Origin of the sequence: Gemmatimonas sp., from assembly GCF_021298855.1 — a bacterium.
Taxonomy (GTDB): domain Bacteria; phylum Gemmatimonadota; class Gemmatimonadetes; order Gemmatimonadales; family Gemmatimonadaceae; genus Gemmatimonas.
Genome location: NZ_JAJTHI010000039.1, coordinates 16129 through 38031 on the forward strand (window position 1 = coordinate 16129; position 21903 = coordinate 38031).

General features: G+C 69.0%; 17 protein-coding genes. 9 read left to right on the forward strand and 8 right to left on the reverse strand.

The window, feature by feature from the left end; translation table 11 throughout:
* Nucleotide 1: 1 nt before the first annotated feature.
* The 4 genes from LW840_RS12260 to LW840_RS12275 are packed head-to-tail and all read right to left on the reverse strand — an operon-like array spanning nt 2 to nt 4116.
* A complete protein-coding gene (locus LW840_RS12260) occupies nt 2-1186 on the reverse strand; it encodes an acyl-CoA dehydrogenase family protein (protein ID WP_291262292.1) in 1185 nt (394 codons plus the stop codon).
* Between the two features lie 6 nt (nt 1187-1192).
* Nucleotides 1193-2056, reverse strand: a complete 864-nt coding sequence (locus LW840_RS12265; protein WP_291277070.1) for a 3-hydroxybutyryl-CoA dehydrogenase — start codon at nt 2054-2056, stop codon at nt 1193-1195.
* A gap of 6 nt (nt 2057-2062) precedes the next feature.
* Nucleotides 2063-2866 (reverse strand): CPBP family intramembrane glutamic endopeptidase, encoded by an 804-nt coding sequence (locus tag LW840_RS12270; RefSeq protein WP_291277071.1) that lies wholly within the window; start codon nt 2864-2866, stop codon nt 2063-2065.
* Nucleotides 2867-2907: 41 nt separating this feature from the next.
* Nucleotides 2908-4116: an acetyl-CoA C-acetyltransferase gene (locus tag LW840_RS12275; RefSeq protein ID WP_291266462.1), complete on the reverse strand. Its 1209-nt coding sequence runs from the start codon at nt 4114-4116 to the stop codon at nt 2908-2910.
* A gap of 193 nt (nt 4117-4309) precedes the next feature.
* Between LW840_RS12275 and LW840_RS12280 the strand changes: the two genes are divergently transcribed.
* Nucleotides 4310-4771: a TerB family tellurite resistance protein gene (locus tag LW840_RS12280; RefSeq protein WP_291266461.1), complete on the forward strand. Its 462-nt coding sequence runs from the start codon at nt 4310-4312 to the stop codon at nt 4769-4771.
* Between the two features lie 92 nt (nt 4772-4863).
* Complete coding sequence (locus LW840_RS12285) at nt 4864-6303, forward strand: carboxypeptidase regulatory-like domain-containing protein (RefSeq protein ID WP_291266460.1); 1440 nt, start codon at nt 4864-4866, stop codon at nt 6301-6303.
* A gap of 286 nt (nt 6304-6589) precedes the next feature.
* On the opposite strand, the gene LW840_RS12290 is transcribed toward LW840_RS12285, so the two are convergent.
* On the reverse strand, nt 6590-7837 hold the full coding sequence (locus tag LW840_RS12290; protein WP_291266898.1) for a sensor domain-containing diguanylate cyclase: 1248 nt from the start codon (nt 7835-7837) through the stop codon (nt 6590-6592).
* Nucleotides 7834-9795, reverse strand: coding sequence for a threonine--tRNA ligase (gene thrS / locus LW840_RS12295; RefSeq protein ID WP_291277072.1), 1962 nt, complete (start codon nt 9793-9795; stop codon nt 7834-7836). Before thrS ends, LW840_RS12290 begins: the two co-directional genes overlap by 4 nt.
* Before the next feature lie 231 nt (nt 9796-10026).
* Between thrS and LW840_RS12300 the strand changes: the two genes are divergently transcribed.
* From LW840_RS12300 to purH, 6 genes are all read left to right on the forward strand, one after another.
* The gene (locus LW840_RS12300; RefSeq protein ID WP_291277073.1) at nt 10027-10602 is read left to right on the forward strand and encodes a BON domain-containing protein; all 576 of its coding nucleotides are present in this window, start codon (nt 10027-10029) and stop codon (nt 10600-10602) included.
* A gap of 91 nt (nt 10603-10693) precedes the next feature.
* Nucleotides 10694-13441 (forward strand): valine--tRNA ligase, encoded by a 2748-nt coding sequence (locus LW840_RS12305; RefSeq protein WP_291269813.1) that lies wholly within the window; start codon nt 10694-10696, stop codon nt 13439-13441.
* On the forward strand, nt 13438-14823 hold the full coding sequence (locus LW840_RS12310) for an Ig-like domain-containing protein (protein WP_291266902.1): 1386 nt from the start codon (nt 13438-13440) through the stop codon (nt 14821-14823). The genes LW840_RS12305 and LW840_RS12310 overlap by 4 nt, the downstream gene beginning before the upstream one ends.
* Nucleotides 14816-15415, forward strand: a complete 600-nt coding sequence (locus LW840_RS12315; RefSeq protein WP_291266903.1) for an HAD family hydrolase — start codon at nt 14816-14818, stop codon at nt 15413-15415. Before LW840_RS12310 ends, LW840_RS12315 begins: the two co-directional genes overlap by 8 nt.
* A gap of 31 nt (nt 15416-15446) precedes the next feature.
* Entirely contained in the window at nt 15447-16202 is a 756-nt protein-coding gene (gene purN, locus LW840_RS12320; protein WP_291269046.1) for a phosphoribosylglycinamide formyltransferase, read from the forward strand.
* 49 nt (nt 16203-16251) lie between these two features.
* On the forward strand, nt 16252-17781 hold the full coding sequence (gene purH / locus LW840_RS12325) for a bifunctional phosphoribosylaminoimidazolecarboxamide formyltransferase/IMP cyclohydrolase (protein WP_291266905.1): 1530 nt from the start codon (nt 16252-16254) through the stop codon (nt 17779-17781).
* A 30-nt stretch (nt 17782-17811) separates the two neighbouring features.
* On the opposite strand, the gene LW840_RS12330 is transcribed toward purH, so the two are convergent.
* Nucleotides 17812-18060, reverse strand: coding sequence for a hypothetical protein (locus LW840_RS12330; RefSeq protein WP_291262307.1), 249 nt, complete (start codon nt 18058-18060; stop codon nt 17812-17814).
* Between the two features lie 14 nt (nt 18061-18074).
* On the reverse strand, nt 18075-19322 hold the full coding sequence (locus tag LW840_RS12335) for an aminotransferase class V-fold PLP-dependent enzyme (RefSeq protein WP_291262308.1): 1248 nt from the start codon (nt 19320-19322) through the stop codon (nt 18075-18077).
* A 227-nt stretch (nt 19323-19549) separates the two neighbouring features.
* Here LW840_RS12335 and LW840_RS12340 point away from each other — a divergent pair, with 227 nt between their 5' ends.
* Nucleotides 19550-21880 (forward strand): DUF2723 domain-containing protein, encoded by a 2331-nt coding sequence (locus tag LW840_RS12340; protein WP_291266907.1) that lies wholly within the window; start codon nt 19550-19552, stop codon nt 21878-21880.
* Nucleotides 21881-21903: the final 23 nt, after the last annotated feature.

Here is a 21903-nt window from a genome sequence, read left to right on the forward strand (position 1 = left end):
GTCAGTCGGGGAGGATGCCGTCGGCGGCCGCGGCGGCGGCCAGCGTTTCGCGCGCAATCACGATGCGCTGGATCTCCGAGGTGCCTTCGTAGATCTCGGTGACCTTGGCGTCGCGCAGGTGGCGCTCGACGGGGTAGTCGGTCACGTAGCCGTAGCCGCCGTGGATCTGCAGCGCCTCGTTCGTGACCCACATGGCGGTCTCGGAGGCAAAGAGCTTCGCCATGCTGCTGTAGCGCGTGATCTTCTCCCCACGCGCCTTGGCCGCCGCCGCGGCATGCAGCAGGGTGCGGGCCGCCGTGATGCGGGTGGCCATGTCGGCGATCTTGAACTGGATGGCCTGGAACTCGGCAATGGGCTTGCCGAACTGCTTGCGCTCTCCCACGTAGCGCACGCTGGCCTCGAGCGCGGCGCGGGCAATGCCGATGGCCTGCGCCGCAATGCCAAGCCGCCCATGGTCGAGCGACCCGAGTGCGTAGATGAGTCCCTTGCCCTCGTCGCCCAGCAGCCGGTCGCTCGGCACGCGGCAGTTGTCGAGCACGATCTGGAGGGTGGGCGAGGCACGCATGCCCAGCTTGTTCTCCTTCTTCGTGAGGTGGAAGCCGGGCAGGTCGGGAGTGAGGATGAAGGTGCTGATGCCCTTGCTCCCCCGGCGGGCATCGGGCGTGTCGGTGCGCGCCATGCAGAGAATGACCTGCGCTTCGTTGCCGTGGCTCACCCATGCCTTGGTGCCGCTCAGCAGCCAGTCGTCACCGTCACGCACCGCCTGGGTGCGCAGGCTCGCGGCGTCGGAGCCGGCTTCGGGCTCGGAGAGCGCGAAGGCCCCCAGCCATTCCCCGCGCGCCATGGGCGGCAGGTAGTGGGCCCGCTGCGCCTCGTTGCCGAAGCCCAGGATCATCTGCGTGGGCAGCGAATTGTGCACACTCAGCGTGACCGCCGCGGTGGCGTCACCCACGGCGATCTCCTCGAGCGCCAGCAGGTAGCTCTGCGCGTCGAGTCCCAGGCCGTCGTACTGCTCGGGAATGAGCATGCCGAGGAACCCCAGCTCGGCCATCTGTTCGACCATGACGCGATCGAAGCGCTGCGCGCGGTCGCGCTCGCCGGCGAGCGGCGTGAGTTCACGCGCGGTGTACTCGCGCGCCAGTCGCTGGATTTCGCGCTGGGTCTCGGTGAGGGGCAGGAGCGACATGTCGGGTCAGTACTGGTAGAAGCCGCGACCGCTCTTGCGGCCAAGCCACCCCGCCGCGACGTACTTCCGCAGCAGCGGGCAGGGACGGTACTTCGGATCGCCGAGGCCGTCGTGCAGTACCTCGAGAATGGCGAGGCAGGTATCGAGCCCGATGAAGTCGGCGAGCGTGAGCGGCCCCATGGGGTGGTTCATGCCGAGCTTCATGACCGTGTCGATGGCCTCCGGCGTGCCCACCCCCTCCATCACGCAGTAGATGGCCTCGTTGATCATGGGCATGAGGATGCGGTTGGCCACGAAGCCGGGGAAATCGTTCACTTCCACCGGCGTCTTGCCGAGCGCCCGGGAGAGCGCCATGAACTGCGCGGTCGTGGCATCGCTGGTCGCGAGGCCGCGAATGACCTCCACCAGCTGCATGACCGGCACCGGGTTCATGAAGTGCATGCCGATGACGAGCTCCGGGCGCGTGGTGCGCGCCGCGATTTCGGTGATGGAAATGGAGCTCGTGTTGCTGGCGAGGATGGCCCCCTCGGGCGCCAGCCGATCCAGATCCTCGAAGATGCGGAACTTGAGGTCCGTGCGCTCGGTGGCGGCTTCCACGACGATCTGCGCCGTGCCCACGGCATCGAGCGCGGTGGCCGTCTGAATGCGCGCGAGCGCCGCGCCCGCAGCCTCGGCGTCAAGCGCGCCCTTCTTCACCTGGCGCTCGAGATTCCTGGCAATCGTGTCACGCCCGCGGGCCAGGGCGTCGGCGCTCACGTCGATCATGGTGACCTCGTGGCCGCTCACCGCGAACACGTGCGCAATGCCGTTGCCCATCTGTCCCGCGCCGATGACTGCCGCGCGCTGCATGCCACCCACCGTATCGGACATGTCGCTTCAATGCCTCGTGTACTTGGAAAAAGTGAGGAGTCCACCACCCAACACCAACGCGGCCACCGCACCCCCTTCCGGCCCCCAGGAGCCGCCGGTGAGCCACGCCGGTCCCATCACGACCGCCTTGTAGCCCGGAGTGGCGAACGGCAACCCGCTCACCGGCACGTGCATCACGGCCGCCATGACCCAGTTCCACGCCAGATGCGCCGTGAACGCCGCCGGCAACCCCGCGCGTTCACGCACGACGCACAGGCACCACCCGGCCAGCATCACGATGCCGGTGGTGCGCGCACCGGCCCCCGGGTTGAGCAGATGCACCATGCCGAACGCCACACTGCTGGCCGCTCGTGCCAACAGCGGCCCCTGCCCGGCCGGGGTGGCCTCGGCGGCCGTGGCGTAGAGATAACCGCGAAAGGCGTATTCCTCCCACAGGGCCGCCGGGGCCAACACCACCAGCAGCCGCAGCGCCGTTCCGCTCCAGCTTTCCCCGGCAAATGCTTGCGCCGGTACGGCGTCGAAGCGGAGCTGGCCGGAGCCCCACAGCGCCAGCGTCGTGAGCAGGATGGCACCGGTGCCCACAGCGGCCCCCACCAGCAGCGGCCGGGCGCGCCAACTGCCTTCCTGCACGCCCAGCACCGCCCAGGGCACCTCGTCGAGGAAGCGGAAGCCGGTCCAGCACCCGGCCAGCACCCCCACCAGCATGCTGAAGGGGTACATGGGGACCGGCTCGCCCATCGCCCGCGAGAGCAGGCCGAAGAGCGGTGCCGCCAGCGACTCGAAGATTCCCTGGGCGAGGATCCACGCCACCCCGAAGGCGACGAGCCGCCAGAGAACGCGCGCGAAGACCGTCAGGAAACGCGTTCCACCGAGAGGGCCACCGCATCACCTCCCCCCAGGCACAGCGTGGCCACGCCCGTGCGCAGGTTGCGGTCGATGAGCGCGTGCAGCAGCGTGACCAGCACGCGCGTGCCGCTCGCGCCAATGGGGTGCCCCAGCGCAATGGCACCGCCGTGCACGTTCACGCGATCGGCGTCCCACTCCAGCCCGGCCCCGTCGGCCAGCGCCTGGCTGGCGAAGGCTTCGTTGGCCTCGATGAGGTCGTAATCGCCAATGGTGGTACCCGCCTTGGCCATGAGGTTCTTCACGGCGGTAATGGGGGCGAAGAACAGCTCCTGCGGGTCGCCCGCGCCGGTGGCGTAGCCAGTGATGCGCGCCAGGATGGTGAGGCCGTGCGTACGCGCATACGCCTCACTCGTCACCACCACTGCCGCGGCCCCGTCGTTGAGCGAGGAGGCATTGCCGGCCGTCACCGACAGGGTGCCGGGGTCGCCCTTGCCCGGGAAGGCGGGACGCAGCTTGGCGAGGGACTCGGCCGTGGTGTCGGCGCGCGGCCCTTCGTCGGCGCTCACCACCGTGGGGCCCTTGCGGCCGGGAATCTCCACCGGCACGATCTCGGCGGTGAACTTGCCCGCCTGCTGCGCCGCCACGGCCTTGGCGTGCGACGCGGCAGCAAAGGCATCCTGCGCCTCGCGCGACACGCCCGCCTTGCTGGCCGTGTACTCCGCATGCGAGCCCATGTGCACGTCACAGGTGCCGCACCAGAGCCCGTCCTTGATCATGCCGTCGACCATGGTCTGGTCGCCGATCTTCACGCCGCCGCGCATGCCGTACACGTAGTGGGGCGCATTGCTCATGCTTTCCTGACCACCGGCCACGATGACCTGCGCATCGCCGGCCTTGATGGCCTGCGCCGCCAGCATCACCGCCTTGAGCCCGGAACCGCACACCTTGTTCACGGTGAGGGCCGACGCCGTGCTGGGCACACCGGCCTTGAGCATGGCCTGCCGGGCAGGGGCCTGCCCGGTGCCCCCCTGCAGCACGTGCCCCATGATGACTTCCTGCACCGCGGCAGGGTCGACGCCGCTGCGCTGCAGGGCGGCACGGATGGCAATGGCACCGAGTTCCGGCGCGGAAAGGGAGGCCAGGCCTCCGAGATACCGGCCGATCGGCGTGCGCGCGGCACCCACGATCACCGGCTGGCGAGTCATGTCGGACATGAGTTGGAAAACGGGCGGAAGACGACGCTGGGGAGCGCCTGCGGGATGACACCGGAAGTTAATGGGCGGGCAAGAGTGGGGCTTGTTACTGAAAACTGCCGGGGCGCGGGGACGGACGGAGGCCCCGAGGGGCCGCCTGCTGGAGCACGGGAGGCTCCGGAACGATGGCCCGCCCCCTGCAGTACCACGGGGTATGCTTGATACGCTGCGTATGCTCATCGCCGACAGCCTGCCGACGGTCACCGAGTTGGATCCGCCGATTCACGAGGCGGACATCCGCGTCGCCGCCTGTGCCCTGCTGCTCGAAATCGCACACGCCGACCGGCGCCTGTCACGGGACGAACGTGCCGTGATCCTGCGCTCGCTCACCACTTACTTCGGCGTCGACGACCGCGGCGCCCTGGAGCTGATCGCCGAAGCGGAACGGCAGTGGAGCGAGCGCGTCGATCGCTCGGCGTTCACGAACCAGTTGCTGGCCGAGTACGACGAGGACCAGCGGCATGTGCTCTCCGACCTGCTCTGGGACGTCGCGGGGGCGGATGGCTGGCTGGGAGACCACGAGACGCTGCTCACGACGCAACTGTCGGCGCTGCTGGGCGTACCGGCGCGGCGCGTGGAGAGAGACCGCCCCCCCGCGCCCCCACTGGACGCGTGAGGGGCGCGCTTCGAAGTTGCAGGATGCGCGTGATTCGACTGCTCCCTGCCCTTCTCTTTCCGGCGGTGGCCGGAGCTCAGGTTCGTCAACCTGTGCGGCGACCCGCTCCGCCTCCCAAGCCCGCCACGGCACCGGCGCCCAAGCCCGCCGCCGCGGGCCCGGCGCTGCAGATCCCGCTGGCCAAGATCACCGGCGAGGTGTTCGACAGCGTGGCGGTGGCGCCGCTCGCCAACGCCACGGTGCAGTTCGTGCAGGCGGACAATCCGCAGAATGTCCGCAGCATCCGCACCGACTCGGTGGGGCAGTTCTTCCTCGACTCGATGCGCGTGGGGTCGTATCTCGTGGGGATCATCCACGAGCAGGTGGACCGGCTCGGGCTCGAGAACCGCATTGTGCAGGTGAACATCGCCGGCAGCGGCGACGTGTCGCTGTCGCTGGGGCTTCCGTCGGCGGCTTCCCTCCTCAAGGCCAAGTGCGCCGCCGCTGGCGAGGGAAACGACCGCGGCGCGTTCATGGGGATGGTCCGTACCGCCCGCGGCACGCCGCTCGAAGGGAACGCACGCGTGCGGGTACAGTACCTCGAAACGGTGATCGGGCCGAGCGGTATGTCGCGCCGCTTCCCGTCGCGGTTTGCCGACGCGCAACCCACGGGGGCGTTCGTGCTCTGCGGCGTGCCCCCCGAGGCCAGCGTGACCACGCGCGCGTATGCCGGTCCCGACTCGAGCGGGGTGGTGGAGCTGGTGGTGCCGCGCAACGGATTGCTGGTTCGCGATCTCATCATTGCCAGTCCGCAGCGCGTGGCGGTGGCTCCCACGTCCGCGGCCGAACGGCCGCGCACGCTGCTCAAGGGCACCAGCCGCGTGCGGGGCGTGGTGCGGGACAGCGTTGGCAAGCCGCTGGTGGGTGCGCGGGTGTCGGTCCCGGGCACGGGCGCCGAAGGGGTGTCCACGGGTGGCGGTGCGTTTTCCTTCGACGCGCTCCCCGGCGGCTCGTGGATGGTGGAAGCCCGCGCGGTGGGCTTCGAGCCGAGGCGGGTGGCCGTGGACTTCATCGAGAACGCCGAGGCCGTGGCGGAGATCAACCTCGCCGGGCTCGCGCCGCGCATGGATACGGTGAAGGTGACCGCCGATCGCTGGAGCCGTGAGATGGCCGCGTTCGAGGAGCGCAAGAAGATGGGGGGCGGCTACTTCATCGATGACCAGCAGCTCGAGCGGCGCAACGCGCTGTTCGCGGCCGACATCCTGCGCGGCACCCCCGGCGTCACGATCCAGCCCGGGGCGAGCGCTGGTCGCGACCGCGTCACGATGCGCGGAAACGCGGGGGCCGGCACCTGCATCCCGGCGGTGTTCGTGAACGGCATGAACACCCCGATTCCCGACGGAGTGATCGAGAACGTGGTCTCCACGAACGACATTCGCGCCGTGGAAGTATACAGCCGCACCGGCTCCACTCCGCCCGAGTTCATGAGCCGCAACGGCTGCGGCAGCATCGTCATCTGGACCGGGCAGCGGCGGCGGCCGAACGACCGGTAAGGAAGCCGCGGAGCACGGTCGATGCCGCGCGTGACAGCGTCACGGGAGACGGCGTCAGGGGAGACGGCGTCAGGGGAGACGGCGTCATGAAAGACGGCGTCATGTTTGACGGCGTCATGTTTGACGGCGTCATGGAAGAAAGCGTGATGTTGAATGCGGTATGGGAACGGCGGTGTGCGCCGTTGCCATGACGCTCTTCCCATGACGCCGTTCCCATGACGCCGTCAAGCATGACGCCCTACCTCAACGTGCCGCCGGACATGACGCCGTTTCCCGGCGCCCGCCGTCAGTCGTCGTAGCCGACGACCAGGTTCATGCCGGCCTGCCGTGCGCGGCTCACCGCCGTGTTGGCAGTCGCCAGCAGGGCGTCCACGCCCGTGATCCCTTCGGTGACTTCGGCCACCCCGACGGACAGCGTGGTGCGCACGGCGGTGAAGTCCCCCGCGAACACATAGCGGGCCATGCGCTCGCGAATGCGCTCGGCCAGCACGAGGCCGCCGGAGAGTTCGGTGCTGGGCAGCAGCACGCCGAAGGCTTCGCCGCCGATACGCCCCACCACGTCGGTGGTGCGGGACTCCTGGCGGCACACCCACGCGATGGCCCGCAGCCATTCGTTGGCGAACGCGTCGCCGTGCTGGTCCGCCAGATCGCGGAAGCGGTCGGGATCCACGAGCAGCAGCGTGAGCGGCTGGCCGTACCGACGGGCCCGGGCCACTTCGCTCTGCGCCACATCGAAGAATGCGCGCCGGGCCGAGACCCCCGTGAGGTAGTCGGTGGTGCTGGTGGCATCGTCACGCAGCTGCTCCTCGAGCCGCCGACGCTCCGAGGCATCGTGGGACACCACCGAGTATCCCACCGCCGCGCCCGACGCGTCGCGCAGTGCGGTCACCACCGTGGTCGCCCAGAAGGTCGTGCCATCCTCGCGCTGCCGGTAGCCCTCCTCCTCGCACCAGCCGTTGCGGGCCGCGAGGGCGAGGGTTTCGGTAACGTATCCCGCTCCGCCATGCTCCGGCGGCAGCAGCGCCGACATGCTCTGCCCGATGATGGCGCCGCCGCCGAACTGGTGCACCCGCTCGGCGGCGCTGCTCCAGCTGTCCACCCTGCCCTCGGAGTCGAGGGTGTAGATGGCGTACTCCCGCACCGCGCCCAGCACGGCGTTGAACCGCTGTTCGAGACGCGACACCAGGCCACGTGCCGACGCCAGCGACGATGCGTCGGTGATCACGGCCACGTTGCGTCCCGTGGACACCCGCATCAGCGAAAGAAAGACGCCGCTGTGCTGGCCGGGCGCGAGCAGTTCGAGGTTGTCCACGATGATGCCGCGCGGCCCGTTGAAGCTGCGCACCCGTGCCGGGAGCTCGGGCGCGACGTCGGCGAGGGTGTTGAACAGATCGTCGAGCGACCCCGTCTTGGTGAAAGGCGTGAGGAGGCGCCGCGCCGCGAGGTTGGCGACTTCGACCCGGCCGTGTTCGTCGACATCAACGAGGCCGACCGGCGACAGCAGGAAGAGATCGAGCAGCGCCTCCGGCGTCACGCCTCTCCCTCCCCGCTGGCGCCGGTGTCGGCCGCCGGCGCGGCGGCCACGGCGAGGGCGCGGGTACGGATCTCCTCGAGCACCCGCGCGACGAAGGCATCCTGCGACAGGATCTCCTGCTTCTTGCCGGCCCCGCGGGCCCGCAACGCCACCGTGTGCTCCTCCGCCTCGCGGCGCCCGAGGACGCACATGTACGGCACCTTCTCCACCTCGCCCTCACGCACGCGGTAGTTGAGCGTCTCGTTGCGGGCGTCGAGCGTGGCGCGAATGCCATGCGCCTTCATGCGCGCCACCAGCTGCTGCGCGTGATCGTTGTAGTCGATCGCGATGGGAATCACGCGCACCTGCTCGGGCGCCAGCCAGAGCGGGAACGCGCCGCCGAAGTGTTCGATGAGGATGGCAATGAACCGTTCGAACGACCCGCTCACGGCGCGGTGGATGACCACCGGGCGGTGCGGCGCATTGTCCTCGCCGGTGTAGCTGAGGTCGAACCGCTCCGGCGCGTTGTAGTCGAGCTGGATGGTGCCCAGCTGCCACGCCCGCCCGATGCTGTCGGTCACGTCGAAGTCGATCTTGGGGCCGTAGAAGGCGCCGTCGCCCTCCTTCATCTCGTAGGGACGCCCCGTGCCGTCGAGCGCGGCCCGCAGCGCCGCTTCGGCGCGATCCCACAGCTCATCGCTGCCGATGCGCTGCTCGGGACGCGTGGCGAACTTGAGCGTGGCCTTGAGCCCGAACGTGTCGTAGTACGACAGGATGAAGTCCATGAGGAACTTCACCTCACTCTCGATCTGGTCCTCGCGCAGATACACGTGGCAGTCGTCCTGCGAGAACTGCCGCACGCGCGTGAGTCCGGAGAGCGCCCCCGACAGCTCGTTGCGGTGCAGCACGTCGAAGGTCACGTAGCGCACCGGCAGCTCACGATAGCTGTGCTTGTGCGAGGCAAACAGCACGTGGTGCGAGGGGCAGTTCATGGGCTTGAGCGACATGTCGTGCTCCCCCGTCTCGTTGTCGAGCACGAGGAACATGTTCTCCTTGTACTTGCCCCAATGCCCCGACTGCTCCCACAGCTTCTTGTTGTACAGCAGCGGCGTCTTGATTTCCTGGAACGCCTCCTGCTGCCGCTCGCGCACGAACCCTTCGAGCGTGTTGTAGAGCGTGGTGCCCTTGGGGGTCCAGAACGCGGCGCCCGGGGCCTGCGGGAACAGCTGGAACAGACCGAGCGCCTTGCCCAGCACGCGGTGATCGCGCTTCTTCGCCTCCTCGAGGTTGTGCAGGTGCGTCTCGAGTTCGTCCTTCTTGAAGAACGCCGTGGCGTAGATGCGCTGCAGCATCTGCCGTTTCACGTCACCGCGCCAATAGGCGCCGGCCGTGTGCAGCAGCTTGAAGTGCTTGAGATACGACGTGTCGGGCACGTGGGGGCCGCGGCACAGGTCGATGAAGGGACCGTCCGTGTACGTGCTGATGATCTCGTCGGTGCCGTCGAAGTCGGCCAGACGCTCGAGCTTGAGCGGGTCGTCGGCAAAGAGCTGCTTCGCCTCGTCTACCGAAACCTCGGCGCGCACGAACGGGTACTTCTCGGCCACCACCTTGCGCATCTCCGCCTCGAAGGCGGCGAGATCCTCGGGGGTGAACGGCGACTCCACCTCGAAGTCGTAGTAGAAGCCGTCGTCGATGGCGGGACCGAAGCCGATCTTGGCGTCGGGGCGCAGGCGGCGCACGGCGGTGGCCAGGATGTGCGCGCCCGAGTGCCGCAACACGCCCAGCGCCCGCGGATCCTTGTCCGTGATGACCACGAACGCGCCGGAGCGGCGCAGCGGCGTCATGAGATCCTGCACTTCGCCATCCACCGCCACCGCGAGCGCCGCCTGCAACAGCCGCGCGCCAATGGAACCCACCACATCGCGGGCAAGAGTCCCCGGCGCCACTTCGCGCGTGTTGCCATCGGGGAGCGTGAGCACGATCGGACCTTCACCAGCAGCGGGCGTTGCGGCAATCATCGGACGGGACAGCAGAAGGACGCGAGCGACATCTGCCGCGTGCCCACCAGGCACCCGGCACGAGGACGCACGGCTACGGTCCGTGGCAGTCGACCTCGCTCGACAAGATGGGGCAAGTTATCCTTGAATGAGGACGTACGCCACGAGACCGCCGCTCCGGCGAGGCGGCTGGTTCACTGCGAGGGATGGAAGATGGGACGCGCGCGACGAGGAACGAGCAGCTCACGGACCAGTACGCTGCTGCTGGTGGCGCTGGGCGCCGTGGCCGGCCTGGCCATCGGCATGGCCGTGGCCGACCGTGTGGGCGGCGTGGGCGGCATGCTGCGGCGCACCAACCGCCGGCGTGTGCGGTCGCAGCAGGACGCAGGATGGGACGAAGGGTGGGACGCGGGATGGGACGGGCTTGACGCGCCGATGGACGACGACACGCTCGATGCGACGGACGCGCCTGCGGCTGGCAACGAGACCGATGCGGCCACGGCCACGGGGGCCGTCATGCCGGCCGCCACGGCGGCGGCGCCAACCGCCGCCCCGTCCCGGCCGTCGGCTGAAGAGCTGGAGCAGCGGGTGCTCGAGGTGTTCCGCAACGATCCCCTGCTGGCGACCCGCAACGTGGATATCGGCGCCGACCATCACGGCCGCGTGGAACTCACCGGGTGGGTGGAGGAGCGCCGCGAGGTGGATTACGCCCTCACGCTGGTGCGAGGCGTGCCGGATGTGACCGGGGTGATGAGCAACCTCATGATCCGGCGGCGCGCCGCCGGCTGACCAGCGGCGGCGGCGGGGGGCGCGGGGGCGGCGCTCTGGGCACGCGCCCTCCGGCCCACTCGGGCACCCGGGGCGGTTATCTTTCCGGGCTATGACTGCGCCCGATACCTCCCTGCCCACGACGTACGACGCCGCCGCCACCGAGCCCTCCTGGTATGCCCGGTGGACCGAGCATGGGGTCTTCACCGCCGATCCGGTGCGCGGGGCCACGCGCGAGCCGTTCGTCATTGTCATCCCGCCGCCCAATGTGACGGCGGTCTTGCACATGGGGCACGGGCTCAACAACACCGTGCAGGACGTGCTCATCCGCTGGCGGCGTATGGCGGGCGATGAGGCCCTCTGGGTGCCCGGCACCGATCACGCCGGCATCGCGACGCAGAACGTGGTGGAGAAGCAGCTCGCCGCCCACGGCCAGACGCGCTTCGATCTCGGCCGCGACCCGTTCGTGCAGCGGGTGGCCGAGTTCGTGGACAAGACGGGCGGCGAAATCCTCAATCAGCTCAAGTCCATCGGGTCGAGCGCCGACTGGACGCGCACCGCGTACACCTTCTCTCCCGAACTGTCGCGCGCGGTGCGGGAGACGTTCGTGCGCCTGCACGAGGATGGCCTCGTGTACAAGGGGCACCGCGTCATTCACTGGTGCCCGCGCTGCGGCACCAGCCTGTCGGACGAAGAGGCGGAGTTCACCGACACCAACGGCAAGCTGTATCACCTGCGCTACCCGCTGGCGGACGATCCCTCGCAGGGGATCACGGTGGCGACGACCCGGCCGGAGACGATGCTGGGTGACGTGGCGGTGGCGGTGAACCCCGACGACGAACGCTACCAGGCGTTGATCGGCAAGGACGTCGTGCTGCCGCTCAACGGGGTGCGCATTCCCGTCGTGGGCGACAGTTACACCGACCCGGCCTTCGGGTCGGGCGCCGTGAAGATCACGCCGGCGCACGACGCGAACGACTTCGAAGTGGCCAGGCGCCACGCCCTCGCGATGCCCGTCATCATCGACGCCGAAGGGATCGTGCGGGAGGTGGAGGGGGCGGCAGGCCGCGTCCCCGCCGCGCTGGCCGGCCTCGATCGCTTTGCGGCGCGCAAGGCCATCGTGACGCTGCTCGAGGAGGCGGGCGCGCTGCAGAAGATCGAGCCCCATGCCCACAGTGTGCGCCACTGCTATCGCTGTGACACCGTCGTGGAGCCGCGCCTGTCCGACCAGTGGTTCGTGCGCATGCAGCCGCTCGCCGACAAGGCGCTGGCCGCGCTGCGCACCGGCGAGCTGCGCATCCTGCCCGAGCGGTGGGAAGCCGTGTACGTCAACTGGCTCGAGGGCATTCGCGACTGGAACATCTCCCGCCAGATCTGGTGGGGCCACCGCGTGCCCGTGTGGTACTGCACCATGTCGTGCGGCCACGCGCCCATCGTGTCGCGCACGGACGTGACGGCATGCCCCGGCTGCGGCGGCACCGTGCGTCAGGACGACGACGTGCTCGACACCTGGTTCTCCAGTTGGCTCTGGCCCTTCAGCACGCTCGGCTGGCCCGACGACACGCCCGACCTGAAGGCGTTCTATCCCGGTGACGTGCTCGTAACCGCCCCCGAAATCCTGTTCTTCTGGGTGGCGCGCATGGTCATGAGCGGCTGCTGGTTCATGGGCAAGGCGCCGTTCCATACGGTGTACCTGCACGGCACCGTGCGCGACATGCAGCACCGCAAGATGTCCAAGTCGTTGGGCAACGGCATTGATCCGCTCGACGTGGTGCAGCTGTACGGCGCCGATGCGCTGCGCTGGACCATGGTGTCGGGACTCGGCCTCGGGGTGGACGTGATGCTTGACCCGAGCGACCTCGACAAGTCGTTCTCGCCGGGGCGCAACTTCTGCACCAAGCTCTGGAACATCGGCCGCTTCCTGCTCTCACGCGTGGGCAGCGAACCGGTGGCTCCGGTGGCGCAACTCGACCGCGCCCAGCTCGCCCCCGCCGATCGGTGGATTCTCGAGCGCCTCGACGTGGCCATTGCCGACTGCGATGCCGCGCTGGGGCCGGCGCGTCCGGGCAACGGCGCCACGTGGAGCGACAGCGAGCGGGGGCGCGGGCTGCGTCTCAGCGAGTATGCCGAGGCGGCGCGCCGCTTCGTCTGGAACGAGCTGGCCGACTGGTACCTCGAGAGCATCAAGCCGCGTCTGGCGGCGGAAGGCAGCGCCGACCGGGAAGTGGCGCGGGCCGTGCTGGCGCACGCCTTCGATGGCGCCCTGCGGCTGCTGCACCCCGTGGTGCCGTTCATCACCGAAGAGCTGTGGCAGAAGCTGCCGCAGACGACGCCCGGGACCTTCCTCGCCCAGGCCGCCTGGCCGGTGCCATCGGGCGAGCCGGCCGGCGCCGGGGAGGCCTTCGAACTGGTGCGCGCCGCGGTGGCCGGCATCAGACAGGTCCGTTCGGAGTACAACGTCAATCCGGGCGCGTGGGTGGATGCGGTGCTGGTGGCCACCGGCGAGGCGCAGACGGTGATGCAGCGGCAGGCCGACACCGTGGGGGCGCTCGCGCGGGCCACGGTGCGCGTGGAGCACACCAACCCGGGCGGAGCGGCCGCGCAGCTGTTGCTGCCCGGTGGTGTGGAGCTCGTGGTGCCACTGGCCGGGATGGTGGATCTCGACAAGGAGAAGCAGCGCTTGGACACGGAAATCGCGCAGCTCGACAAGCAGCTCACGGCGCTGGAGGGGCGTCTCGCCAACGCGGGGTTCGTGGCGAAAGCCCCACCGGCGGTGGTGGAGGCCGAGCGCACCAAGGCCGCGGAGTGGGGGGCGCGGCTGACGCAGCTGCGCAACAAGCGTACGTCCCTCGGCGCGTGAGCCTGGGACGCATGATGGCGGGGCACGCACGGGCGCTGCGCCGGTCGGTGGTCGTGGGGGCGGCCCTTGCCGGTGGGGTGGCCTGTGCCAACCAGGCCCTTCCCCGGGGCGGCCCCGAAGACTTCGCCGCGCCGCAAATCGTGCGCATCACCCCCGAGAACAACGCCGTTTCCGCGCGTCCCGGTCAGGTGGTCCTCAAGTTCGACGAAGTCATCAGCGAAACCCCCGCCAGCGGTCGCGATCTCGAAGAGCTCATTTTCATCAGTCCCAAGAGCGGTGCTCCGCGCGTGGACTGGGATCGCACTTCCATTGGCATCCGCCCCGCCCGCGGCTGGAAGCTGAACACGGTGTACACCGTGCAGGTGAAGGCGGGACTGCAGGACCTGTATCAGAACAAGATCGACTCGTCCATCCGCGTGGTCTTTTCCACCGGCCTGCCCATCCCCGACACGCGCCTTTCCGGCGTGGTGTTCGACTGGCCCGAAGGGCGTGGGCTGAGCGGCGGCGTGGTGGAAGCCGTGAGCCAGGATACCACCATCGTGTACCAGGCGGTGGCCGACTCGGTGGGCCGGTTCGAATTGCGCAACATTCCCATTGGGCCGTACTTCCTGCGCGCGTACGGGGACCGCAACAACAACAAGGATCTCGACCCCCTCGAGATCTGGGACTCGGTGCGGGTGACGCTCACGCGGGAGGCGAGCGCCGAGCTCTATGCCGTGGGGCGCGACACGGTGGGGTTGCGCATTGCCACGATCGAACCGACCGACAGCAACCGCGTGCTCAAGGTGACCTTCGACAAGCCGTACGCGGTGGACCAGTTCTTCGTCCGCGAGGGCGCGCGCCTGGTGCAGCTGCCCGATTCCACCCTCATGAGCGTGAAGCTGGTGCAGACGGCGCAGCAGAAGCTGCAGCTGGACTCGCTGCTCGTGCGCCGCAAGGCCGACTCCGTGGCCGCGGCGGCGGCGGCGAAGGATTCGCTCACCCCCGACCAGCGCGCCCGCCGCGACTCGGTGGCGGCCGTACGGCGCGCCGACAGCGTGCTCGCGGTCACTCGCCAGCGCGAGCGGGCCGCACGCGAGGCGGCGCGCGCCGCCGGGCGGCGCTACAGCCCGGCCGATACCGTGCCCCCGCCGCAGCTCAAGCGCCCCAAGGTGTACAAGGAGATGTACATCACCCTCGACGCGCCGCTTCCCGACGGCAAGAGCTACCGGCTGCAGCTGAACGGGGTGCGCAGTCTCAACGAGATCGTGAAATCACCGGCGCGCAACTTCACGATCCCCAGGGCGAAAGTGGACAGCAGCAAAGCCGACAGCAAAGCCGACAGCACGGCGCGGCGTGATACGACCGCCGCGCCCCCGGGGCGCCCCCGCGGGCGTGGCTGACGGCATGGAGCCGCTGCGCCCTGCCCTGTTCATCGATCGCGATGGTACGCTCATCGCCGATGCCCATTACCTGTCGGACCCGGCCGGAGTGCGGCTGCTCCCGGACACGGGCACAGCAGTACAACTGGCGCGGACGGCGGACGTGCCGCTCGTGATCGTCACCAACCAGTCCGGCATTGCGCGCGGCCTCATCACCGCGGCCCAGTACGAGGCCACCCGTGCGCGCACCGAAGCGCTCATTCATGCGGCGGGCGGTGTGGTGCTGGCCACGTATCACTGCCCGCATTTCGTCGACGTGACGGGGCCCTGCGCGTGCCGCAAACCGGGACTGGGCATGTACCAGCAGGCGGCGCGCGAGTATCCGCTCGATCTGGCGCGCAGCGCCTATATCGGCGACCGATGGCGAGACGTGCAGCCGGCGCTGGCCACCGGAGGGCTGGGCATTCTCGTGCCCGGACGCGAAACCCCGGCGGCTGATCAGGCGCGCGCCGAAGAGGCGGGCGAGCAGCATGCCCACATCGCCGTGGCCCGCACGCTGACCGAGGCGGTGACGCTGGCCATCACGCGGCTCGGTATGGGCGTGCCCACATGAGCTTCCCTCCGGTTGCCCAGAGGCCCCTCGCATGACGGCCCCCGCCGGAACGTCCGGCCCCTCCCGCATCGCCGTGCTGGCGTCCGGGGGCGGCTCCAATCTGCAGGCGCTGCTCGATCACTTCGCCGGCGCCGGCGCCGCTCAGGGCAGCATCGTGTGGGTGGGGTCCGACAAGGCCACCGCCGGTGCATTGCCTCGGGCAGCTGGCGCCGGCATTGCCACCGCGGTGGTGACCGATCCGCACGACGGCGGCGCGCTCATCGCCATGCTCGATGCCGCGCGCGCCGACCTGCTGGTGCTGGCAGGGTATCTCAAGCTCATTCCCGAGCCGGTGGTGCACGCCTTTCACGGACGGCTCGTGAATGTGCACCCGGCGCTGCTGCCGGCGTTCGGTGGCCCGGGGATGTATGGCCGCCACATTCACGCCGCCGTGCTGGCGCACGGCGCCACGGTGACCGGCGTCACCGTGCACTTCGTGGACGCCCAATACGATCGCGGCCCCATCATCGCGCAGTGGCCGGTGCCGGTGCTCCCGGGCGACACGCCGGAACTGCTGGCCGCGCGCGTGCTGCGCGTGGAGCACCAGCTGTTCCCACTGTGCGTTGGCGCGGTGGCCGCCGGCGCCATCGTGCTTGGCCACGATGGCCGCGTGCATGGCCATCTCGACGTGGCCGTGAGCCCCGCATCACCGGCCTGGCGCTTCGGGCTGGTGACCGATGCACACGCCGGTCCCCCGTACGATGGTACCCCGTTCGCCCAGGACGCGGCCCGACTCTTTCCGCGCTGACGCTCGCGCGGCCCTCCCCTTCACGCCCTGCCTCTCAGGATCCCCGGACATGCGCGCCCTCCTTTCCGTCTCCGACAAATCGGGCCTCGTGCCCTTCGCCCAAGGGTTGGCCGCCGCGGGTGTGGAACTCGTCTCCACCGGCGGCACGGCGCGCACCCTGCGCGAGGCCGGGCTCGCGGTGCGGGACATCAGCGAGCTCACCGGCTTCCCCGAAATGCTCGACGGCCGCGTGAAGACGTTGCACCCGGTGGTGCACGGCGGCCTGCTGGCGCGGCGTGACCTGCCGGAGCACATGGAGGCGATCAAGGCACACAATATCGGCACGATCGATCTGGTGGTCGTGAATCTGTATCCGTTTCGCGAAACGGCCGCGAAGCCCGGGGTGCATCCGGACGAAGTGATCGAGAACATCGATATTGGCGGCCCGAGCATGCTGCGCTCGGCGGCCAAGAATTTCGAAAGCGTCTGGGTCATCGTCGACCCGAGCGACTACGGCCGTGTGCTCGCACACGTCGACGCCGGCAGCGATGACGCGGCGCTGCGCCGCCTCCTGGCGGAGAAGGTCTATGCGCACACGAGCGCGTACGACGCGGCCATTGCGCAGTGGTTTGCGCAGCAGCGTGGCGAACCGTTCCCCGACCGGTACCCGTTGGCCTTCGAGAAGCAGCAGAGCCTGCGCTACGGGGAGAATCCGCAGCAGCGCGCGGCGTTCTACGTGGAGAAGCCGGGCACCGGGCTGGGCGCGCTCGTGCAGAAGGGGGGCAAGGAGCTGTCGTTCAACAACCTGCTCGACCTCGAGGGGGCGCTGCTGGCCCTCGAGCCGTTCGGCGAGCAGCCCGCGTGTGCGATCATCAAGCACACCACGCCGTGCGGTCTCGCCACCGGCAGCGATGCGCTCGACGCCTACCGCAAGGCGCTGGCCTGTGATCCGGTAAGCGCGTTCGGCAGCGTCATCGCGTTCTCCGGACCCATTGACGTGGCCGCCGCCGAAGCGATCTCCAGCCTCTTTGTCGAGTGCATCGTGGCGCCGCACTTCGCCGACGAGGCGGTGGAGATCCTCGGGCGCAAGAAGAATCTGCGGGTGCTCGAGGGGCGCGCCACCTGGCCGGCCAACACCATGGATCTCAAGCGCGTGCGTGGCGGCCTGCTGGTGCAGGACCGCGCGCCGGCCCCCACCGATCCGCAGCAGTGGAACGTCGTGACCACGCGCCAGCCGACGGGCGACGAACAGCGGGACCTGCTCTTCGCCTGGAAGGCGGTGGCGAGCGTGAAGAGCAACGCCATCGTGCTCGCCCGTGGTGGCGCCACCATCGGCATTGGTGCGGGCCAGATGAGCCGCGTGGACGCCAGCTTCGTGGCGGTGCACAAGGCCACCGCGCTGGGGCACACCACGCAAGGCGCCGCGTTGGGCTCGGATGCCTTCTTCCCCTTCCGCGACGGCATCGATCAGGCGGCGGCGGCGGGCGTCACGGCGATCGTGCAGCCCGGGGGCTCCGTGCGCGACGAAGAAGTGATCGCGGCCGCGAACGAGCACGGCATGACGATGATCTTCACCGGCGAGCGGCTGTTCAGACACTGAGCGGCCAGGCTGGCCGCTCACGACTTCCCCTCAACTCTCCAGCTCTCTCGAGCGGGTGGCGTGGTAGGCGCCCAGCGCCGAGATGATCACCAGCAACGGCTGCTCCAGCATGAGGTACTGCACCGTGCTCACCGGCAGCAGAAAGACGGTACCGGCAATGAGGTACACCATGGCTTCCGTGCGCCCCGCGCGCCGGTAGGCCTGCTGCAAGCTCCAGGCGAACAGGCCGATGGCGAGTCCCGCCATCATGGCCAGCACGATTCTCAATCCCAGCATCATCGGCGGCGCGCCCCTCAGGCCGCGAGTTCGGTGAGTGCCCGCACCAGCTGGTCGAGCTCCTGCGTGGTGGTGAACAGCTGCGGTGTGACGCGTACCCCGGTCACGCCGGCGCTGTCGATGGCCACGGTGAAGATGCGGTAGCGCTCCAGCAGGGCCGTGGCGAGATCGCCGGGCGTCATGCCGGTGATGCCCACGTTCGCAATGGCGCCGGACCGCGCCGGGTCGCGGGGGGTGAACAGGCGAATGCGCGGGATGGAGCGCACCCGACTCGTCCAATACTGCTGCAGCCAGCGCAGCCGTTCCTGCTTGCGCTGGATGCCGATCGCCTCGTGAAAAACGATGGCGTCCTCGATGGCGAGGTCGGTGGCCACCGGGTGGGTGCCCGTATGATTCAGCTTGCGGATGTCGGTGGCCGCATAGCCCTCATCGCCGTACAGCGGCCACAGCGTCTCGACCGCGCCCGGCTTGACGTACAGGATGCCGGCGCCGAGGGGGGCGCCGAGCCACTTGTGCAGGGAGGCGCCGAAGAAATCGCAGTGGAGATCGGGGACGCGGAAGTCCAGCTGCGCAAGGGTGTGGGCGCCGTCGACCATGACGGGGACGCCGCGTGCGTGGGCCATGTCACAGATCTTGCGCACCGGCAGGATGTGGCCGGTGATGTTGATCATGTGACAGACCATGAGCAGCTTCGTGCGCGGCGTGATGGCGTTGGCATACACCTGCACCACCTCATCGTCGCTCAGCGGATCGAGCGGCACGGTGACGCGGGTATTCACGCTTCCCCAGCGGCGCGCCATGAGGGCGAAGTGATCGAGCATGGCCCCGTAGTCGTGCACCGCCATGACCGCCTCGTCACCGGCGCGCCAGTCGAAGCCGCTGACGACCGTGTCGAGCGATTCGGTGGTATTGCGCGTGATGATGAGGTCATCGGGGCGGCACCCGGCCAGCGCGGCCACGCGTGCACGGATCCGCTCCTTGTTGGCCCCTTGCACCGTGCGCATGTAGTGACTGCTCACCACATTGACCTCGCGCACATGCTGCAGGTAGCGCTCGAGCACGGGCTGCGATTGCATGGAGTAGTACCCATGCTCGAGATGAATGAACCCGGTGGGCACGGCGTACTGCGCCCGCAGGGCGCTCCAGAAGTCGTCGCGGCGCGCCAGCTCGGCCGGCGGCAAGGCGAAGAGCCGTTGCTGTGACGGGGACAGGGCCAGGGCGGCTGCCGCCCCCCCCAGAGTGCGAAGAAAGTCGCGCTTGTGCATGCCCCAACGGGTCAGATGTGACGGCAACACCCCGGCGCGGGTTGGGAAGTGCCCCGGAGCGCCGTCCCAACAAGGTAAGCGATCGGGACCGGTGGCGTGACGGGGGCCGCCTACGGGTTGTGCCCCCTCCGCTGGGGGGCGAGCTTTGGTGATTCCAGCAGATCCGCAGTACCCGGCCGTACACCGGCGTCCCTCCGGCCGCCGGCCGCACACCCTCCGATCAGTCCATGACCGTCGCCGCGACCGCTTCCGCGACCTCGACCAGCTTCGGCACCAACCGTGCCGACGCGGCCGAACTCGATTACCGACCGTCCTACCTCGCCGCCGCGCTCGCGGGGCTCGTGACCTTCCTGCTGTACATCGTCACGCTGGCCCCCACCACGTCGATGTGGGATACCAGCGAGTACATCGCGGCCGCCTACGTGCTCGGACTCCCGCATCCGCCGGGCAATCCCTTCTTCGTCCTCATCGGTCGAGTGGCCGGCATCCTGCCCATCGCGCCCACTGTGGCCATGCGCATCAATGTGCTGGCGGCGCTCTCCAGCGCCGTCAGCGCGATGTTCTGGTTTCTGGTCACCGAACGCGTGCTCGTGCAATGGATGCCGCGTCGCTGGCAGCGCATCGTGGGCGGGTCACTGGCCGTCCTCATCGGGGCCACCGCGTTCACCGTGTGGAACCAGTCGGTCGTGAACGAGAAGGTCTACACCGTCTCGCTCGTCGGGCTGGCCGTCATCTGCTGGCTCACCGTGCGCTGGTGCGACGATCCGGAAGGCCCCACGGCCGACCGCGTACTCGTTCTCATTGCCTACCTGCTGGGGCTCGGCTACACCAACCACATGGCCGGCATGCTGGCGGCGCCCGCCGTGGGCGTGGCCGTGCTCATCCGCCGGCCGCAGACGGTGCTGCGCTGGAAGCTGCTGGTGGCCTGCGCCGCCGCGCTCGTCTTCGGCCTCACCCCCTTTGCCACGCAGCCCATTCGCGCCGCGCATTTCCCCGCCATCAACGAAGGGGAACCCACCGGCTGCGTGACCGAGATCAAGTTCGATTGCACCTTCAGTGCGCTCACCTACGAGCGCTTCATGTACAACTTCAACCGCGGCCAGTACGGCAAGCCGGAACTCGGCGAGCGCCAGGCCCCCTTCGCCGCACAGCTGGGGATGTACTGGCTGTACTTCAAGTGGCAGTGGCTGCGCGACGCCTACAACGAGAACCCGGGGCTGCAGAACGGACTCGCCGTGTTCTACTTCATCCTCGTCATCCTCGGCGGATGGATGCACTGGCAGAAGGACCGACGCAGCTTCTGGTTCTTCGGGCCGCTCGTGTTCACGATGACGTTGGGGCTCATCTTCTACCTGAACTTCAAGTACGGGCATTCGCAGGCGCCCGAACTGGGAGACAGCGTGCCGCGCGAGGTGCGCGACCGTGACTACTTCTATCTCTGGAGCTTCTCCGCGCTGAGCGTGTGGGCCGCACTGGGGCTGTTCTATCTGTGGGAAACGGTGGCGTCACTCTTTGGCGCCGACGAGGTGAAGCTGGGCAAGCAGACGGTCACCGAACCGCGCACGCGCAGCTTCCTGCTCGCGTCGCCGCTCCTGGCCGTGGCGTTCATCCCGCTCTTCGGCAATTGGACGCAGGCCTCACGCGCCGGTCAGACCGACACCGCCGACTTCGCCCGCGACCTGCTCAACTCCGTCGAGCCCTACGGCATTCTGATCACCGTGGGCGACAACGACACCTTCCCGCTCTGGTATGCGCAGGAGGTGGAAGGCATCCGTCGCGACGTGATCGTGGCGAACACGTCGCTGCTCAACACCGACTGGTATGTACGCCAGCTGCTGCGCCGTCCGACCTACGAGTACGATGAGGCCAAGGGACCGGCCCTCTACAAGGGCGGCAACTGGAAGAAGCCCTCGGGGCCCCCGGTGAAGATGACCTTCGACGAGGCCGACGCGCTGCCACTGGCCATCGCCACCCCGGAGAACGCCGCCTTCCAGAAGGACGACATCATTGCCCAGCCGCGCCTGCCGCAAATCATGAAGGCCGACCAGATGGTGTACTTCATGCTGCGCGATGCCTTCCCCGATCGTGGCATGTTCTTCAGCCGCACGGCCGGCGGCTACCCGTACGAGCTGGGGCTCGAGCGGTATGTCGTGACCCAGGGCATGGTGAAGAAGCTGATGCCGAAGCCCGTCGCCCCCAGCGACGACATCGTGCTCATTCCCGGCGAAGGGGCCATGGATGTGACGCGATCGATGGCCCTCTGGAAGGATGTCTTCACGGCCACCAAGTCGCTGGCCGCCCGCAACGGCTGGGTGGACGACGCGTCGGTCGGCATCCCCGACCTGTACGTCATCAGCGGCATCACACTGGCCGAGGCTCTGGCGCAAACCGGACGCACGGAGGAGTCGCGCACGGTGTATGACCAGTCGAAGCAGATCGCCACCGCCATGCGGCGGGCGCAGATCTTCGGGTTCGACCGGCAGCCGACCCTCCCCGTCGCCCCGGGTGCGGACACCGCGGCGCAACCGCTGCTGTTGCCACCGTCCGACAGCAAGTAGCCGGCAGTCCATCGCATCGAACC

What these genes read in the sequence shown, in the direction of transcription:
- LW840_RS12265 (WP_291277070.1), bottom strand. Translation starts at nt 2,056, where the DNA reads ATGTCCGATACGGTGGGTGGCATGCAGCGCGCGGCAGTCATCGGCGCG.
- LW840_RS12330 (WP_291262307.1), bottom strand. Translation starts at nt 18,060, where the DNA reads ATGATGCTGGGATTGAGAATCGTGCTGGCCATGATGGCGGGACTCGCC.
- purN (WP_291269046.1), top strand. Translation starts at nt 15,447, where the DNA reads ATGACGGCCCCCGCCGGAACGTCCGGCCCCTCCCGCATCGCCGTGCTG.
- LW840_RS12260 (WP_291262292.1), bottom strand. Translation starts at nt 1,186, where the DNA reads ATGTCGCTCCTGCCCCTCACCGAGACCCAGCGCGAAATCCAGCGACTG.
- LW840_RS12280 (WP_291266461.1), top strand. Translation starts at nt 4,310, where the DNA reads ATGCTTGATACGCTGCGTATGCTCATCGCCGACAGCCTGCCGACGGTC.
- LW840_RS12305 (WP_291269813.1), top strand. Translation starts at nt 10,694, where the DNA reads ATGACTGCGCCCGATACCTCCCTGCCCACGACGTACGACGCCGCCGCC.
- LW840_RS12275 (WP_291266462.1), bottom strand. Translation starts at nt 4,116, where the DNA reads ATGTCCGACATGACTCGCCAGCCGGTGATCGTGGGTGCCGCGCGCACG.
- LW840_RS12300 (WP_291277073.1), top strand. Translation starts at nt 10,027, where the DNA reads ATGGGACGCGCGCGACGAGGAACGAGCAGCTCACGGACCAGTACGCTG.
- purH (WP_291266905.1), top strand. Translation starts at nt 16,252, where the DNA reads ATGCGCGCCCTCCTTTCCGTCTCCGACAAATCGGGCCTCGTGCCCTTC.
- LW840_RS12335 (WP_291262308.1), bottom strand. Translation starts at nt 19,322, where the DNA reads ATGCACAAGCGCGACTTTCTTCGCACTCTGGGGGGGGCGGCAGCCGCC.
- LW840_RS12340 (WP_291266907.1), top strand. Translation starts at nt 19,550, where the DNA reads ATGACCGTCGCCGCGACCGCTTCCGCGACCTCGACCAGCTTCGGCACC.